General features: G+C 44.4%; 11 protein-coding genes. 5 read left to right on the forward strand and 6 right to left on the reverse strand.

Annotated elements, in window-relative coordinates:
• Positions 1–124: 124 nt before the first annotated feature.
• On the reverse strand, positions 125–1,531 hold the full coding sequence (locus ACTJKG_RS00415; protein WP_440738036.1) for a serine hydrolase domain-containing protein: 1,407 nt from the start codon (positions 1,529–1,531) through the stop codon (positions 125–127).
• A 162-nt stretch (positions 1,532–1,693) separates the two neighbouring features.
• Between ACTJKG_RS00415 and ACTJKG_RS00420 the strand changes: the two genes are divergently transcribed.
• Together ACTJKG_RS00420 and ACTJKG_RS00425 are read left to right on the forward strand one after the other, a co-directional pair.
• Positions 1,694–4,105, forward strand: a complete 2,412-nt coding sequence (locus ACTJKG_RS00420; RefSeq protein ID WP_440738037.1) for a DUF2339 domain-containing protein — start codon at positions 1,694–1,696, stop codon at positions 4,103–4,105.
• A complete protein-coding gene (locus tag ACTJKG_RS00425; protein WP_440738038.1) occupies positions 4,098–5,321 on the forward strand; it encodes a DUF3999 family protein in 1,224 nt (407 codons plus the stop codon). Before ACTJKG_RS00420 ends, ACTJKG_RS00425 begins: the two co-directional genes overlap by 8 nt.
• Before the next feature lie 69 nt (positions 5,322–5,390).
• Here the strand turns inward: ACTJKG_RS00425 and ACTJKG_RS00430 are convergent, their stop codons facing one another.
• From ACTJKG_RS00430 to ACTJKG_RS00440, 3 genes are all read right to left on the reverse strand, one after another.
• Positions 5,391–5,696, reverse strand: a complete 306-nt coding sequence (locus tag ACTJKG_RS00430; RefSeq protein ID WP_440738039.1) for a GIY-YIG nuclease family protein — start codon at positions 5,694–5,696, stop codon at positions 5,391–5,393.
• A 470-nt stretch (positions 5,697–6,166) separates the two neighbouring features.
• Positions 6,167–7,096, reverse strand: coding sequence for a TIGR01777 family oxidoreductase (locus ACTJKG_RS00435; protein WP_440738040.1), 930 nt, complete (start codon positions 7,094–7,096; stop codon positions 6,167–6,169).
• Positions 7,096–7,920, reverse strand: a complete 825-nt coding sequence (locus ACTJKG_RS00440; RefSeq protein ID WP_440738041.1) for a DUF393 domain-containing protein — start codon at positions 7,918–7,920, stop codon at positions 7,096–7,098. The genes ACTJKG_RS00435 and ACTJKG_RS00440 overlap by 1 nt, the downstream gene beginning before the upstream one ends.
• Positions 7,921–8,894: 974 nt before the next feature.
• Here ACTJKG_RS00440 and ACTJKG_RS00445 point away from each other — a divergent pair.
• Entirely contained in the window at positions 8,895–9,494 is a 600-nt protein-coding gene (locus ACTJKG_RS00445) for a hypothetical protein (RefSeq protein ID WP_172337722.1), read from the forward strand.
• On the forward strand, positions 9,491–9,793 hold the full coding sequence (locus ACTJKG_RS00450; protein ID WP_440738042.1) for a winged helix-turn-helix domain-containing protein: 303 nt from the start codon (positions 9,491–9,493) through the stop codon (positions 9,791–9,793). The genes ACTJKG_RS00445 and ACTJKG_RS00450 overlap by 4 nt, the downstream gene beginning before the upstream one ends.
• Positions 9,794–9,796: 3 nt before the next feature.
• On the opposite strand, the gene ACTJKG_RS00455 is transcribed toward ACTJKG_RS00450, so the two are convergent.
• A complete protein-coding gene (locus ACTJKG_RS00455) occupies positions 9,797–11,335 on the reverse strand; it encodes a carboxylesterase/lipase family protein (protein ID WP_440738043.1) in 1,539 nt (512 codons plus the stop codon).
• Positions 11,336–11,525: 190 nt separating this feature from the next.
• Here ACTJKG_RS00455 and ACTJKG_RS00460 point away from each other — a divergent pair, with 190 nt between their 5' ends.
• Positions 11,526–11,837, forward strand: coding sequence for a hypothetical protein (locus ACTJKG_RS00460; protein WP_172337667.1), 312 nt, complete (start codon positions 11,526–11,528; stop codon positions 11,835–11,837).
• Positions 11,838–11,988: 151 nt separating this feature from the next.
• Here the strand turns inward: ACTJKG_RS00460 and ACTJKG_RS00465 are convergent, their stop codons facing one another.
• Complete coding sequence (locus tag ACTJKG_RS00465) at positions 11,989–14,328, reverse strand: glycoside hydrolase family 3 protein (protein ID WP_440738044.1); 2,340 nt, start codon at positions 14,326–14,328, stop codon at positions 11,989–11,991.
• Positions 14,329–14,448: the final 120 nt, after the last annotated feature.

The following is a 14,448-nucleotide window of genomic DNA, read 5'->3' on the forward strand; positions in this document are numbered from 1 at the left end:
TTTTATTTACGGTAATTAGCGGCAGGGGAAAGCCGTTGGCATATAATTTATAATGATAGCTAAAGTAATTAATTGATTTAGCCTATATCTTATCTGCAAAATCAGAATGCACGGCATTCTGACGTTATTTTTTTGCCTTATGCAGTTCGGACCGGACACCTGAATTGATGAACCAGCCACCGGTCACAGAACCCGTTTTATCAGTTTCAAATTCTATCTGCCTGTCGGTGCCATCAGCATAAAAGAATTTGATGTTTGATTCGGGTTTCAGTTCTACATCCTCTGCGCCATGCTGATGGCGATATAGTTTCCCATCTTTTTTGATGATATCGAAATTTAAGGTTAAAGCCTGGAGCTTGCGCGAATAACTACCCAAATACTTATTTAATATAGCAGCATCAACAGTTATTTCTTTATGCACATAGGGTAATGCCACCCGCATATCAAACAAGACCCCGGTAATACCATAAGCTATCGCCGATACCTCCGATTCGTTATTGGATAAAACAATAATGGTAATATCTTGTACCGGGTAGCGGGTTAAAATAGTGTGGTATCCCGGCCATCCGCCGCTATGACTGATAGCAACCCCAAACTGATCGGCCCCGATGCTCACACCATAACCGTAATACTTTTTTGTTAAGGTATCCATTAATGATTGTGTGGAAAGCATCTCGTTCTGCGTAGCCAGGCTGAGTAATGTACTATTTTTTATTGCCCTATCCCATTTTAAGAGATCGCCGGTTGTTGAATTAACGGTGCCATCTCCTGAAATACCATCCAGGTAAAAAACAGCATCGTCTTTTTTCGAGCTATCGGGAATTATATATTTTTTCAAACTATCTGCAAAAACATATCCATAAGCATAATTGGCAAGGGTGTCTGTTGATGAACGCCTGGTATTATAAACCTGTGAATGATCCATCCGCAGCGGGCCAAAAATATTTTTATACATAAAATACCGGTACGTTAAGCCGGATACTTTTTCAATGATGCTGGCCAGGATAGCATAACCGGTGTTGGAGTATTCAAACTTTTTACCGGGGGCAAAATTGGCCGGGATTTTTTCTGAAGCCAGAAAATTGATCATATCATCATTAAAAGCGATCTTTTTATGATCCCATTTATTTTCCATGGCGCTCATATAATCGGGCAAACCGGATGTGTGTGTGAGCAGGTTTTGTATGGTTACACCTTTATATGGCAGCTGCGGGAAAAACTTTCGCAGGGTATCTGTTAAGGAGAGTTTGCCTTTTTCCATCAACATCAGGATACCCATGGCCGTGAATTGCTTGGAAACGGAGGCCAGTTCAAACACGGAGTTGGTATCAAGCAATTGTTTTGTATCGTAGTTACGGTATCCAAATGCTTTTTGGTAAATCACTTTTCCGGCCCTTGCAACCAGTACATTGCCGTTGAAGCCATTGATATTAACCTGGGCCTGCATAAAATTATCAATAGTGGCAGGATAATTCTGCTGAGCCAGCGAAGTTAATGGCAGTAAAAAGAGCAATAAAAGTATGTTTTTCATGGCCTTTAAAATTAATAATTACCCCTGTTAATAAAAAGCGAGCCTGACATAATAATACCTATAAGCAAAAATGCGAATCACCTGTAAATCAGCGTTAAATATTTTTTTATGTACTTGCCTTACATAAATCATCTATATTTAACTTTTGCCAAACCTGTATCTATGGAAATTGTAACCGTACTTTTACTGCTGCTTATTATTTATTTGGTGGTAAATAATAAAACCGCTATTAACCATAAAATAGCCGATCTGGAGCTAAAAATACTGGAGCTAAAGGTAGTAATTGAGCGTTTAAAGGCATCGCGTTTTACTGATGAGGAGGCCAGGAAAACGGAGGAACCTAAACCGGCCATCACCCCAACGCCGCCTGTTGTTAAAGATGAACCCATTAATGTTCCCCAGCCCGAACCTGTTGCACCTCCCGAACCACAACCGGAACCCGAATTTATTAAACCAGATCATATTGAGCGCCAGCCCGAAGTGATATCAGATAGCCTGTCGGCCATTCACAGACCTGTAAAAACCGGCGAACATACGGCGCCGAAACCCAGGGAACCGAAACCATCTTTCTTTGAAAGTCACCCCGATCTGGAAAAATTCATCGGCGAAAACCTGATCAACAAAATTGGTATCGCCATACTGGTTTTGGCCATCGGTTTTTTTGTAAAATACGCTATTGATAATGACTGGGTAGGCCCTATCGGTCGTGTGGGTATCGGCGTGGTGTGCGGAGCCATTTTAATTGGCATTGCGCACCGCCTGCGTAACAGCTATAAAGCATTTAGCTCGGTACTGGTGGGCGGCGGTCTGGCTGTGTTTTACTTTACCATAACGCTTGCCTTTCACCAGTTTAACCTGTTCAGTCAAACAGTAGCTTTTATTATTCTCATCGTGATCACCATTTTCGCGGTGGTGCTTTCGCTGCTGTATGATAAGCAGGAATTGGCCGTGATTGCCCTGGTAGGTGGTTTTGCCAGTCCGTTTATGGTAAGTACCGGGCATGCCAATTACGATGCCTTATTTATATATCTGCTGATTTTGAATACCGGCTTGCTTGTCATATCTTATTTTAAAGCCTGGCGGGTGCTCAACATTATCAGCTTTGTATTTACGGTTATTGTTTTTGCATCGGTACTATATACGCTTACCGCGCCATCGTACCACATCGGCTTTATTTATGCCAGCATTTTTTATGTGCTATACTTTATTATCAATGTGGCGCATAATGTTAAGGAAAATAAAAAATTCATTGCCTCGGATTTTACCATCCTGCTGAGCAACACTGCGCTTTATTTTGCCGCAGGCCTGTATTTGCTTACGGTGATGAAGGAAGAGCAGTTCCGCGGCTTGTTTTGTATAAGCCTGGGCGTGGTAAACCTGGTATTGTCCTACGTGCTGTTCCGCAATCGCAAGGTTGATACCAATATTTTGTACCTGCTCATCGGCATAACGCTTACCTTTATTTCGCTGGCTGCGCCAATACAGCTACATGGGCACAGCATCACTATATTCTGGGCATCCGAAACGGTACTGCTCTACTGGTTGTATCAGCGCTCATCCATCCAGCTCATGAAACTTACCTCGCTGCTGCTTTGGGTAGCTATGCTGCTGAGCCTGCTGATGGATTGGTACCAGATATATGTAGACAATGATTTAAGCCTTACCGTTATTGCCAATAAGGGTTTTATCACTACACTGGTTGCGGCTATCAGCTCGTACCTGTTATCGGTGCTGGTGAGTAAAGACAAAGCCCCCGCGCCGCAGGAGTTTGCAATCGACCGGCATGTTTTCAGTATCACTGCCCTGGCGCTTTTATTTTTAAGCGGCTTGTTTGAGGTGAACCATCAGTTTGTACATCATTTCCCAAATACCCCGCTTAACATTTTATATATGATGCTGTATACGCCTGCATTTGTGTATGTGTATTACCTGGCATCGTTAAAAGTAAAAGCGCTCAATTTTAACGAAAAAATAAGGCTGGCCATACTCCTGATATGCGTTACAGTTTATCTGGCTTTAACCCCGCAGTTTTTCGACTTGCAGCGCCTGATGCTCGAGCAGCACAAAGTGCCTGCCGGTCATTTTACCGCGCATTGGATAGCCGCTATTTTTGTTGGTTTGTTGTTTTACCGCATTATTCGCCTGAGCCAGAAAAACCTGGATGCCGGCATGAAGGTATTGTTCACCTGGCTTATCAGTGCGGCGGTGGTATTGTTTTTAAGTTTGGAGATCAGCCTGCTGAGCAATTTGCTGTTTTATGGAAATAGCCACTCTATAAATCGTATCGAAACGGTTTATATCAAAACCGGCCTGCCTATTTTGTGGGGATTGCTGTCTTTCGCGCTGATGTGGCTGGGAATGCGCCACAAATTAAAAGTAATGCGGATAGTATCGTTAAGCCTGTTTTCGTTAACGCTGCTTAAATTATTTTTGTTCGATATCAATAACATACCGGTAGCTGGCAAAATAGCGGCCTTCTTTTGCCTGGGCATTATACTGCTGGTGATATCATTCATGTACCAAAAGGTTAAAAAAATTATTGTTGATGATGAAGCCAAACCTAAGGATGAATAAAATATTAACCCTCACGGCGCTATTTTGCGGTTTGATGCTGTCGGCATCGGCACAGCAAAATTTCAAGTACCAGGCGGCCTTGCCCAAGGTAGATAGTCCCGGTTTTTATCGTATCAATCTGCTGCCTGCCTTTGTGGCCAAAGCAAAAGCCGATCTGTCCGACATCCGGATAGTTGATGCCAAGGGTAATTTTATCCCTTATATACAGGCCGGAAGCCTGCCGCAGAAAGACCAGAAAAGTTTTGTGGTTTTTAACCAGGTTGATACAAAGCTGAGTACCGATACCGGCACCACTTTTACCATTGAAAATAAAACCGGACTGGCGCTTGATCGTCTGTGGATAAAACTGCAAAACACGGCAGTACAGCGCAAAGTAAACCTGGTAGGCAGCGACGATCTGAAACAATGGTTCGCCATTCAGGAAGATATCCCATTGCAAGAAGCCGTGGTAAACAGTGAGGGTACTTACATGCAATCGCTGTCGTTCCCGGCAAGTAATTACCGTTATCTTAAATTGCTGGTAAACGATAAAAACAAAACACCTATTAAATTTTTGCAGGCCGGTGTGTATACGGAGTACGCCGCTACTTTAAGCTACACCCCGGTTTCGCCCGTTCAACTAACCCGGGCCGATAGCAATAAAACCACTTACATCACCCTAAAACTAAACGACAGTTACCAGGTCAATAAACTGCATTTAAACATAAGCGCACCCAAATATTTTAAGCGGGATGTATGGGTTTACCAGTTTACCGGGCACGATAAACAATTACTTGGCGAAGCGGAACTAAACTCCGCCAAAGCTACCGACCTGCTGATAGCAGCCAAGGCCAGCTATTTGCTCATCCAAATTGACAATGGTGATAATTTACCTTTAACTGTTGCGAGCGTGGATGCCTACCAATCTGCCGAATCGCTGATCAGTTACCTGGATGGTAAACAAACCTACCGTTTACTCGCCGGCGATCAATCGGTACAGGCGCCAGAATATGATCTTAAGTTTTTTGCCGATAGTATCCGGGATAACACCCCGCAAATTAGTCATGAAACGGTTGGGCCAAACACAGCCTATCAAGCTAAACAACCAGCCAAAGCGGGTCGTGATTACACGGTATTCATCTGGGTAGCTATTGTGATTGCTGCTGGGCTACTATTGTTTTTAACCTTAAAGATGACCAAAGAAGTGAATAAAAAAGCGGGGGAAAAGAAGGAGTAAAAGTTTATCCTACCCGTAATTGCGAGCGCAGCGTGGCAATCCCCTACTTCCAGAGCAAAAATGCTAAAGCTATTCATTAGCCAACCCATCATATAAATCCTTCCATTCAGGATTGAGCTTATTGATCAAATCTATCTTTGATTCCCGTTTACGATCTTTAAGAATCTTCTCAGCAGCAATAGCTTCTTCAATGTGTGGGTAAAAATTATAATAAACCAGCTTTGTGCAATTATATTTGGCAGTGAAGCTTTTAGGGTGGACCTTATTCTTATGCTCCCATATTCGCGTTATGATATCAGATGTTACACCTATATACAAAACCGAATGAGTTAGATTGGTGACGATGTAAATGCATCCACCTCTTTGCATGACCATATCACAATATAATAGTTATTTATGGAAATTATAAGTAGGCTATAAGAAAAGCGCAAGTAACGTGCTGACTGGGGTTACCATGCCATCGCGGAATAAGAAAATAACCATTACGTCATTGCGAGGAGGGACGACGTGGCAATCCCCTACTTACAGAGCGGCCCTGCTAATTGGGGATTGCCACGCTATCGCTCGCAATGACGTGATGTGAAAGGATCCGCTCCCGCGAGATTAGCGTAGCGTATCTCGTGGGTGACATGATTAAAGCTTTCAGCTTTAGTATTCAGCTGAAAGCTGAGGCCATAATCACCACGGGCTGAAAGCCCGCGGCAGTGGAGAAATAAAAAATATTTGTCATGCTGAACGGAGTGAAGCATCTATTCCGCACCTTGCAAGGTTCATAAATAGATCCTTCGTTCCTCAGGATGACAAATAATATTCTTTATCTACACAAGAAGCGAAAGGCTTCCCACTCACCCCTTTATACTCAAAATATCATGCACCGCATACTCGGCTTTTTCATATTGAAAGGTAAAGCCAGAGTCGAGCAGGCGTTTGGGTTTTACCCAGCGGCTTTTGAGTACCAGTTCGGGTTCGGTACCAATCACTACGGCACCAATGTCAAGCAACCATTCAGGTGCAGGCAGGCCAAATGGCATGCCATAGCTTTTGCGTATGGTTTGCATCATATCGGCATTTTTTATAGCGGCTGGCGCAGTACAGTTAACTACCCCTTCAATTTCGGAATGATCAAGCAGCCATTGGGTACTGCGGGCTACATCCTGCTCATGTACCCAGGCAATATATTGTTTACCGGTACCTTGTTTGCCACCAAGCCCAAACCTAACCAGGTTCAATAAACGTGGAAAAACACTATCGCTGCGACCCAATACAATACCCATGCGTAAAGCTATCTTGCGGGTATGCGGCGTTTCGCTTTTCAGGAAAACCTCTTCCCATATTTTACATACATCGATAGAAAAACCATAACCAATTTCGCCGGTTTCTTCATCCTGTGGACGGTCTTCTGCATAACGGTATATGGTGGCAGAAGTTACATTGATCCACAATTTTGGCGGATTGCTCATTTTATGTATGGCATGCCCAAGCAGCTCGGTAGGCAAAACACGTGATGTAATGATTTCGGCCTTGTTTTTTTCGGTGTAGCGGCAGTTCACATTTTTACCACAAAGATTGATCAGCATATCGGCCCCGGCCAGTTGTACTGTCCAGCCATTTTCGGCTTTACCGTCCCAAACTACCGTACGGACGTTATCAACAGTTTTAGCCTGTTTACGGGCCAGTATAACCACTTCGTTTGCCTTGTCTTTATAATAACTCGCCAGTACGGTACCCAGATAACCGTTAACCCCGGCGAGTACAATTTTTTTGTAGGGTTTCATTAGTTCAGGTTTAAGATCAGTGCCAATAAAATAATACGGTATGCAACCCAGGTAATGGTTAATGTCCAACCCAGGTTTAATAACTTAGTTCTGCGGATGTGCTCCAGGAACATTAATCCGGCCACCCCCATAAAATACAAGGCGTACACCTCAGACCCGAATTGAAGCCAATGGTTTACTGCCATCGGAATTAAAAGCAATAAACTACCTGCAAAAGAAATAGTCATCATGTTGCCCAGGTAGGTCCAGGTTTGCCGGCGATCCCAAAAGCTCATTATCGTTCCCTGAAAAATGATCTGCCCGCCGCATATCATATACTCGCGATAAGCATTGCCCAAAGCTACCATCGGACTTAAGAAATGCGCATAGGCGGTAAGCGTATAGCCCACAATGAACCAGGTAAACAACAAGTAAGCTATACGGTAATGCAGTTTAAATGTAGACTGATATTCAAACCCATCGCCAACTTTGGGCGGCGGAATAATAACCCGTCTGTTGTATGATATAAAAGCATAAAGCTTGCTCATCAGCCAAACAAACGGCTTAAACCCGAACAAGGGTGCGAATACAGGACAGCTGTTGCCAATTATTTTAAACAGGCTCCTGATCCCATAACTTACTTCGCCGGTTTTCAAGCTAACCAGAGCAATCTCGTCAACGGCGCGCTGGCGGTCATACACAGGGCAGCTGCTTTCGGGTACCTGCTGGTAAGCCTGCCGACCACCAGCGGCCAGCATGCCTGTTTTAACAAAAGCTTTGGTATATACACTGCACATGGGGCATTCGGCATCAAATAGTATCACATGATCTTTTAGCGTTTTCATACTGCTGTAATTTTATGTTCTTGCGATTCAATAACACAAAATTACTATTTATTTTGAATTTTCAATAATTATTGAAAATATAATTAAAATAATCAATGCTTCGATTTCTTCTTATTTCACCACGCCGTATCATCATCTTAGTCATGTCTTCTTAAGGCTCTCCGTTTGTTAGCAGGAAAACGCGGGGTGGAGGCGATTAATTAATGAATTAGCGTTAGTGATTTCTGAACCATGATTTTTCACTTATCGTTTATTTTCATTGGTGTTCAAGAGGGCTGCGCCGTTTTTAGGATTAAAGGATTACCATGATTTAATTACTGAGTTGGTGAATTACGGAGTCGACATTATAAGGTTTTTTTTCCCATCAGCAGATAAGCCTTATTAGTTATTGAATTAATGATTTATTGAATTGGTTTTGGCCTGTCTTGATTCTTGTCTCTTGATTCTCACCTCTACATATGGCGTTACCTTCGGCCCGCGCTATCCGCTCATACGCCACAAGGCGTTAGTCACGGGCCGGTATCCACTGCTATCGCTAACGCAGTTTAATTATTGAATTAGTGAATTATTGATTGAAAGTGCTTTTTCTTCCCCTCAGCAGGTAAGCTTCGGGCGAAAGCGGGCAGAACAATGGTGGCCAAGTGCCATTGGAGGGGCATAGCAAGTTTTTACTGAAGCGAGGGGAAATGCGCGAACGAAGTTGGGCAAAATAATTGCAGCCCTGGTTCTATCCGATTTGCGGGGCAAAGGCTATGAGCGCAAAGAAGCATTTCTGCTGAAAGCCTTTTGGTTACTTTGTGGCTGCAAAGTAACTGGCCCTCCAGCGGCCAAGAGCGGGTATACGCTGTGCAAACCGACGAATAGATCCTTCGTTCCTCAGGATGACAAATCTAAACTTCGTACCTGTAACGTTTTATTCCCTCCGCTTGCAATTCCAAACTATCTTATTAACTTTGAAAATCAAAGCACTTTCAATGGAAGAAAAAGACATTCACGCCGAGCTCAGCTCTATCCGCGACCTGATGGAGCGCTCGGCCAAGTTCATTTCGCTCAGCGGCCTGTCGGGCGTTATGGCGGGTATTTATGCACTTATAGGTGCGGGTATCGGCTACAACCTGCTCAAAACTGGTAATTATGAGGGCGATAATATTGTATTTATCACCGAGTTATTCCTGGTAGCCTTCGCCGTCCTTATTTTTTCCATTGGTACAGGCTTTTGGTTATCGTACAAAAAAGCCCGTAAAATCGGGCGTCCTTTCTGGAGCACCGGTAGCAAAAGATTGCTGATCAATATGGCCATTCCATTGGTAAGCGGTGGCTTGTTTACTTTTATCCTCATTTACCATGGTCATTATGGTATTGTTGCACCGGCCACGCTGATATTCTATGGCCTGGCTTTGGTAGCCGGCAGTCATTATACCTATTCGGGCGTAAAGAGTTTGGGGATAATTGAGATTTTATTAGGTTTGCTTGCCGCGCTGATTCCAGGGTATGGCCTGTTGCTCTGGACCATCGGTTTTGGCGTGCTGCATATTATATATGGTGCTGTGATGCACTTTAAATACGATTCGTGAAAATATCGTTAGACCAATTTGATAAAGCATTTGAAAACCGTATACGCCTGCAGATCATGAGCGTATTGGTTGCCAATGAAAGCTACGATTTTAACTCGCTTAAAGAGTTACTGGAGCTTACCGATGGCAACCTGGCCTCGCACCTGAAAGCATTGGAAAAGGAGGCTTATATGGAGGTGCAAAAAAGCTTTATCGGCCGTAAACCCAATACCCGCTATTCGGTGACTGAAAAAGGTCGCGCCGCATTTAAAAAACACCTGCAGGCACTGGAAAACCTCATCAAACAACAAAAATTATAAGTCTTATTTTCCGCTCACTTCTTTCAGCATAAAATCCAAAGCGGCCTTATCAGGCAGGGTTGTGGCTACCGGCTTTTCGCTTAATATCATAATCTGGTTATCACGCGTATTATAGGCAGGCCACACGGGCAATCCTTTACCATTGGGATTGCCCGTTTTGGCGAAATTCACCCAGTAAGTTGATATTATTTTGGCTAATTGATGATCAACGGGCTGCCATGGGCGGTTTAAAAACCGGAGGTTATCATAAGCATAAGCCACCTCGCCAGAGTGGAAGGCCCTATACTTTACAAAATCGGCAGTGGCAGGCAGGCGGCGGGTAAAGCGGTAAACGTACGCTTTTGCCTTGCCCTTTTCGCTTTGCGCATTGGCCCAGGTATAATTCTGTGTGCCGAATAGTTTGTCGCGGTTTATCCTGATCTGCGCAGTTGCAGCATCGGCATCGGTATTAGCCGGGTAAAGTTGTATAAAAGCATTGGACCGGATCCCGTATTGTTCCAATACGTCGGACCGGTAATCTGCCGCGTTTTTTAGTTTGCCCACAAACGCGTCGTCTTCGTTCCAACCGGTGAGCAGCGGCACATCGTTCTGTTTACTTTCGGCAAAAATTTGCGCTATACTTTGAGGCAATACATAGCCATCAACAATGGGGCGGTTTTGTTGACCTTTGCCCACCAGTTCGGCTGCTGGTTTTGCCCGTAATTCAGCAATGGAATTTGCGCCTAATGCCTGTGCTGTTTTTACACCATTGGCTTCAGCCCCGGCTAGTTCGGAGTTGTTCTGACCGATAAACCCTGCGCCGCTTTCGGCAATAGCCCTTTGAAATAAACCTTTACCTAATGGTGATGCCACCAGGTAATTTACACTTATGGAACCGGCAGATTGCCCGGCAATGGTTACGTTATCGGGGTCGCCGCCAAAAGCTCTGATATTTTGTTTAATCCATTTCAATGCCGCCAGCTGATCCATCAGCCCATAATTTCCGGAAGCACTATGGCCCGACTCTTTGCTCAGCTCCGGATGGGCCAGGAAACCAAATATGCCAACCCGGTAATTGATCACCACAAATATTACCCCCTTTTTTGCTGTGGCCTCCCCATCATAAATGGGTACGGCTGCACCTCCTGTCGAAAAGCCGCCGCCATAGATATAAACCAAAACCGGTCGTTTTTCTGCGGATGACCGGGCTCCTGTCCATACATTAAGATACAGGCAATCCTCACTGTTGGGTTCAGCGGGGATCAGGAACTCTTTGGTGTAAACCCCAAACTCACGGGGCGTAGGCTGCATGGGGCTAGCCGAAAAGGCTGTACATTGTTTTACGCCTTCCCATGACTTTACAGGTTGTGGCGCTCTCCAGCGCAGATCGCCAACCGGCGGGGCAGCGAAGGGAATTCCTTTAAATATATGTATATCTCCTGCCGCGTTGGTACTACCCGAAACTAACCCTGCATCAGTTTTCACTATGGTCAGCTCATTTTTTTGAGCCTTAACCAAAGTACAGCACAACAACATTACAGATAATAACAAGCAGTTTTTCATAGTCATATTTTAAGGTTTACTATCAGCTAATTTATGGTTTTAACCTTGTCATTTTATACCCATCTGTGCAGACAGCCCCGGATTCATTTTACCCCTGTCGCAAAACACCCTGTAAAATGTCCTTTTCACCCGTTTTACAAATGCTGTTTAGCCGGTACTTTTACTCATCCAATTACCCAAACAAATCATTATGAAAATAGTAAGAGTACAGTATACCACCACACCAGAATTTGCGCCGATTAACCAGGCCAATATCGCGGGCATTGTAAAGGAATTAAAGGAAATTAAGCACCCGGGTATTAAGTACGGCTGCTGGCTGCTACCCGACGGTAAAACATTCATGCATTTTGATCAATTTGAAAATGAGGCAGCCCATGATTTGCTGACATCTTTAGCATCATTCAAAAAATTCGATGCAGACCTATGGGCCAGCAAGCTTGAAATTGAACCTGTGCTTGAGCTGCTTTCTCCGGTCGCATCTACTGAAGAATCTTGGGGATAAAGTAAAAACATTCAGAAGAGATAAAAAAGTTGTCATTTCGAACGAGGTACGAGGAGAAATCTTTTACTATTTGCAATTGAAGCCCTGCACAATGCAGAAGATTTCTCCTCGTACCTCGTTCGAAATGACATGGAGTATTCTTATGTTCAATTTAAGGCTTTACCCCAGTCTTTTTATACTTAGCCGTACGTGCATCATTAATAACACCTTTCCAGTTCAAACCGAAACCAAAATCGTACGTATTGCCCTGATCGTCCACATAGCATTTCATATCATGGGGTACGTCCTCAAATTGTTTTTCAACCGTGTGCATATCCGCGGGCATTTGTAGCGGTAACAGTGCCGATGGCTCACTGTTGCCAGTCAAAATATCTAAGGTAGCTTGTCCCTGTACGCCAAAATCAACCACAATAGCATTAGCATTTTTTTCAAATTCCGAAAACACCATCGGGTTGGCCATATTCACAGAAACAATAACCGGCTTGCCTTTCATTTTGGCATAAGTATCATTCACCATAGCCAGATCAGTTACATTGATGGCCGTTGCGGATTTATCCTTATACGTACGATTGATAAATTTTTCCAGTGGATCACCGCCTGCTATGCTGGTAGCACGGGCATCGGTAGCCATGTATTTTTGATATTGTAAACTTACCGGCACATAACCATTGCCGCCGTTTTTGGCATCGTCGCTATTATAACCACCGCCGCTGTTTGGGCTATTGATAAACACCAATGCGTAATCTGCCTCATCAGGGTTTTCGGTTACTTTAAAATATTTCTTCACCGTTTCAATATTCACCGGGTATTCCAGTTTCTCGGGCGTTGTCATACCCAGGAAGTTTTTGCCCGCCGGGGTAAATTGCTTAGGCACATACACCATTTTGTTTTTGGTAAGCGGCAGCACATTATTTTTGTTCTTGAGCATCACGATGGATTTCAATTGCGCCTGGTAACCAGCATTCATAAAATCCGGATTACCTACAACGCTTTTGGATGTCTCCGGATCAAGATAGGGATTTTCAAAAAGTCCGGTACGGAAGATATTACGCAGCAAGCGCACTGCCGACTGCTCAAACCGTGCACGCATAAAAGTTTCGCCATGTTCTTTTACGCCCATCTGGTAAGCGGCCACTACAGGCGCCACTTCATTATTACCGCCAAACTGATCGACCCCGGCCATCAGTACTTTATAGTGACGTTGTGCAACCGTCAACCCTTCCACACCCCATGATTTGCCCGACAAAAACTGATCAACCGCGGTTTCATCGCCCGTTACCAGCCAGTCGGTACATACCACGCCATCAAAATGATATTTTTTCCGGAGCAGGTCATTGATAATATAAGAGTTATAATTATTGGCTACGTTCTCCTTGTTTTTAGTATCCTGGTTAAAGGATATGGTATAATAAGGCATTACCGATGCGGCCATACCTGTTTTGCCCTTTAGCTTAAAAGCACCTTCGGTAAAAGGGATGAGGTGTTGTTTAAAATTATTACCCGGGTAAACAGCATATTTACCATAACCATAATGCGCGTCGCGGCCACCCTCGCCTGCACCACCACCTGGCCAGTGTTTTACCATGGCATTCACGCTGCCATATCCCCAACCACTATTAATCTCTTTATCACCAACAGAGGTTTGAAAACCATCAATATACCCACGCGCCATATCAGCCGCCAGCTGCGGATCTTCGCCAAATGTACCGCTCACCCGCCACCAGCGCGGATCGGTAGCGATATCAACCTGGGGCGAAAGCGCGGTGGCAATCCCCAACGCCCGATACTCTAATGCTGCTATATGACCAAAATCTTCCACCACTTTAGGATCAAATGTAGCGGCAAAACCTAAGGAACCCGGCCACATGGAGATCGCACCACCCGCACCCGCGTTAAACTCAGCTGTAGCTACGGTACCATGCCGCGGGTCGGAACTGTTATTATTGGGGATGCCCAGACCCAAACCTTCTACAAAAGCCTGCGCGTTATTGTTCCATTGCGCCGCCACTTCGGGGCTCAGCACCGATGTGATGAGCACATGGCGTACATTATCTTTTTCCAGGAACTGCTTTTGCTGATCAGACAGGTCATAAGGTTTGGCACCGCTTTCGGCAAATACTTTACCGCCGTAGGTCCCGGCGAAAGGCCCGGCTGGTGCAGCGGGTATAGGCTGATGTTTACTGTACAGCATCAAACCGGCAATTTGCTCCACGCTCATTTTTGATGCCAGGTCCCTGGCACGTATATCAACCGGCAGGCGCCAGTCCTCGTACTTATCCAGTTTGCCATTTTTGTTCAGGTCTTTAAAGGCCAAGCCATCCACCGTTAATATTTTTACGCCCGATGTGGTAGAATACCCCAGGTTTTGCCCGTTGGTATTGGTCACCCAGGCAATATCGCCCGATCTTTTTTCTGTCCATTTGGTTTGCCCCAGGGCTACGGTTGCAGGCAATAGCCCCAGCAAGGCCAGGAGTTTAAATTGATTCGCCATAAAGTTTTAGTCGTTGGTTAAACTTGGTTTATAAATCACTAATTAACAGCAAATAACAATCATTGTGTCAATATTACACAATAATATGTATTAACTTTTTAAATTGCAAATATGTGTAAG

This window comes from Mucilaginibacter sp. 22184, from assembly GCF_052045695.1.
Taxonomy (GTDB): Bacteria; Bacteroidota; Bacteroidia; order Sphingobacteriales; family Sphingobacteriaceae; genus Mucilaginibacter.

What these genes read in the sequence shown, in the direction of transcription:
- ACTJKG_RS00440 (WP_440738041.1), bottom strand. Translation starts at nt 7,920, where the DNA reads ATGAAAACGCTAAAAGATCATGTGATACTATTTGATGCCGAATGCCCC.
- ACTJKG_RS00420 (WP_440738037.1), top strand. Translation starts at nt 1,694, where the DNA reads ATGGAAATTGTAACCGTACTTTTACTGCTGCTTATTATTTATTTGGTG.
- ACTJKG_RS00465 (WP_440738044.1), bottom strand. Translation starts at nt 14,328, where the DNA reads ATGGCGAATCAATTTAAACTCCTGGCCTTGCTGGGGCTATTGCCTGCA.
- ACTJKG_RS00430 (WP_440738039.1), bottom strand. Translation starts at nt 5,696, where the DNA reads ATGGTCATGCAAAGAGGTGGATGCATTTACATCGTCACCAATCTAACT.
- ACTJKG_RS00415 (WP_440738036.1), bottom strand. Translation starts at nt 1,531, where the DNA reads ATGAAAAACATACTTTTATTGCTCTTTTTACTGCCATTAACTTCGCTG.
- ACTJKG_RS00455 (WP_440738043.1), bottom strand. Translation starts at nt 11,335, where the DNA reads ATGAAAAACTGCTTGTTATTATCTGTAATGTTGTTGTGCTGTACTTTG.
- ACTJKG_RS00445 (WP_172337722.1), top strand. Translation starts at nt 8,895, where the DNA reads ATGGAAGAAAAAGACATTCACGCCGAGCTCAGCTCTATCCGCGACCTG.
- ACTJKG_RS00435 (WP_440738040.1), bottom strand. Translation starts at nt 7,096, where the DNA reads ATGAAACCCTACAAAAAAATTGTACTCGCCGGGGTTAACGGTTATCTG.
- ACTJKG_RS00425 (WP_440738038.1), top strand. Translation starts at nt 4,098, where the DNA reads ATGAATAAAATATTAACCCTCACGGCGCTATTTTGCGGTTTGATGCTG.
- ACTJKG_RS00460 (WP_172337667.1), top strand. Translation starts at nt 11,526, where the DNA reads ATGAAAATAGTAAGAGTACAGTATACCACCACACCAGAATTTGCGCCG.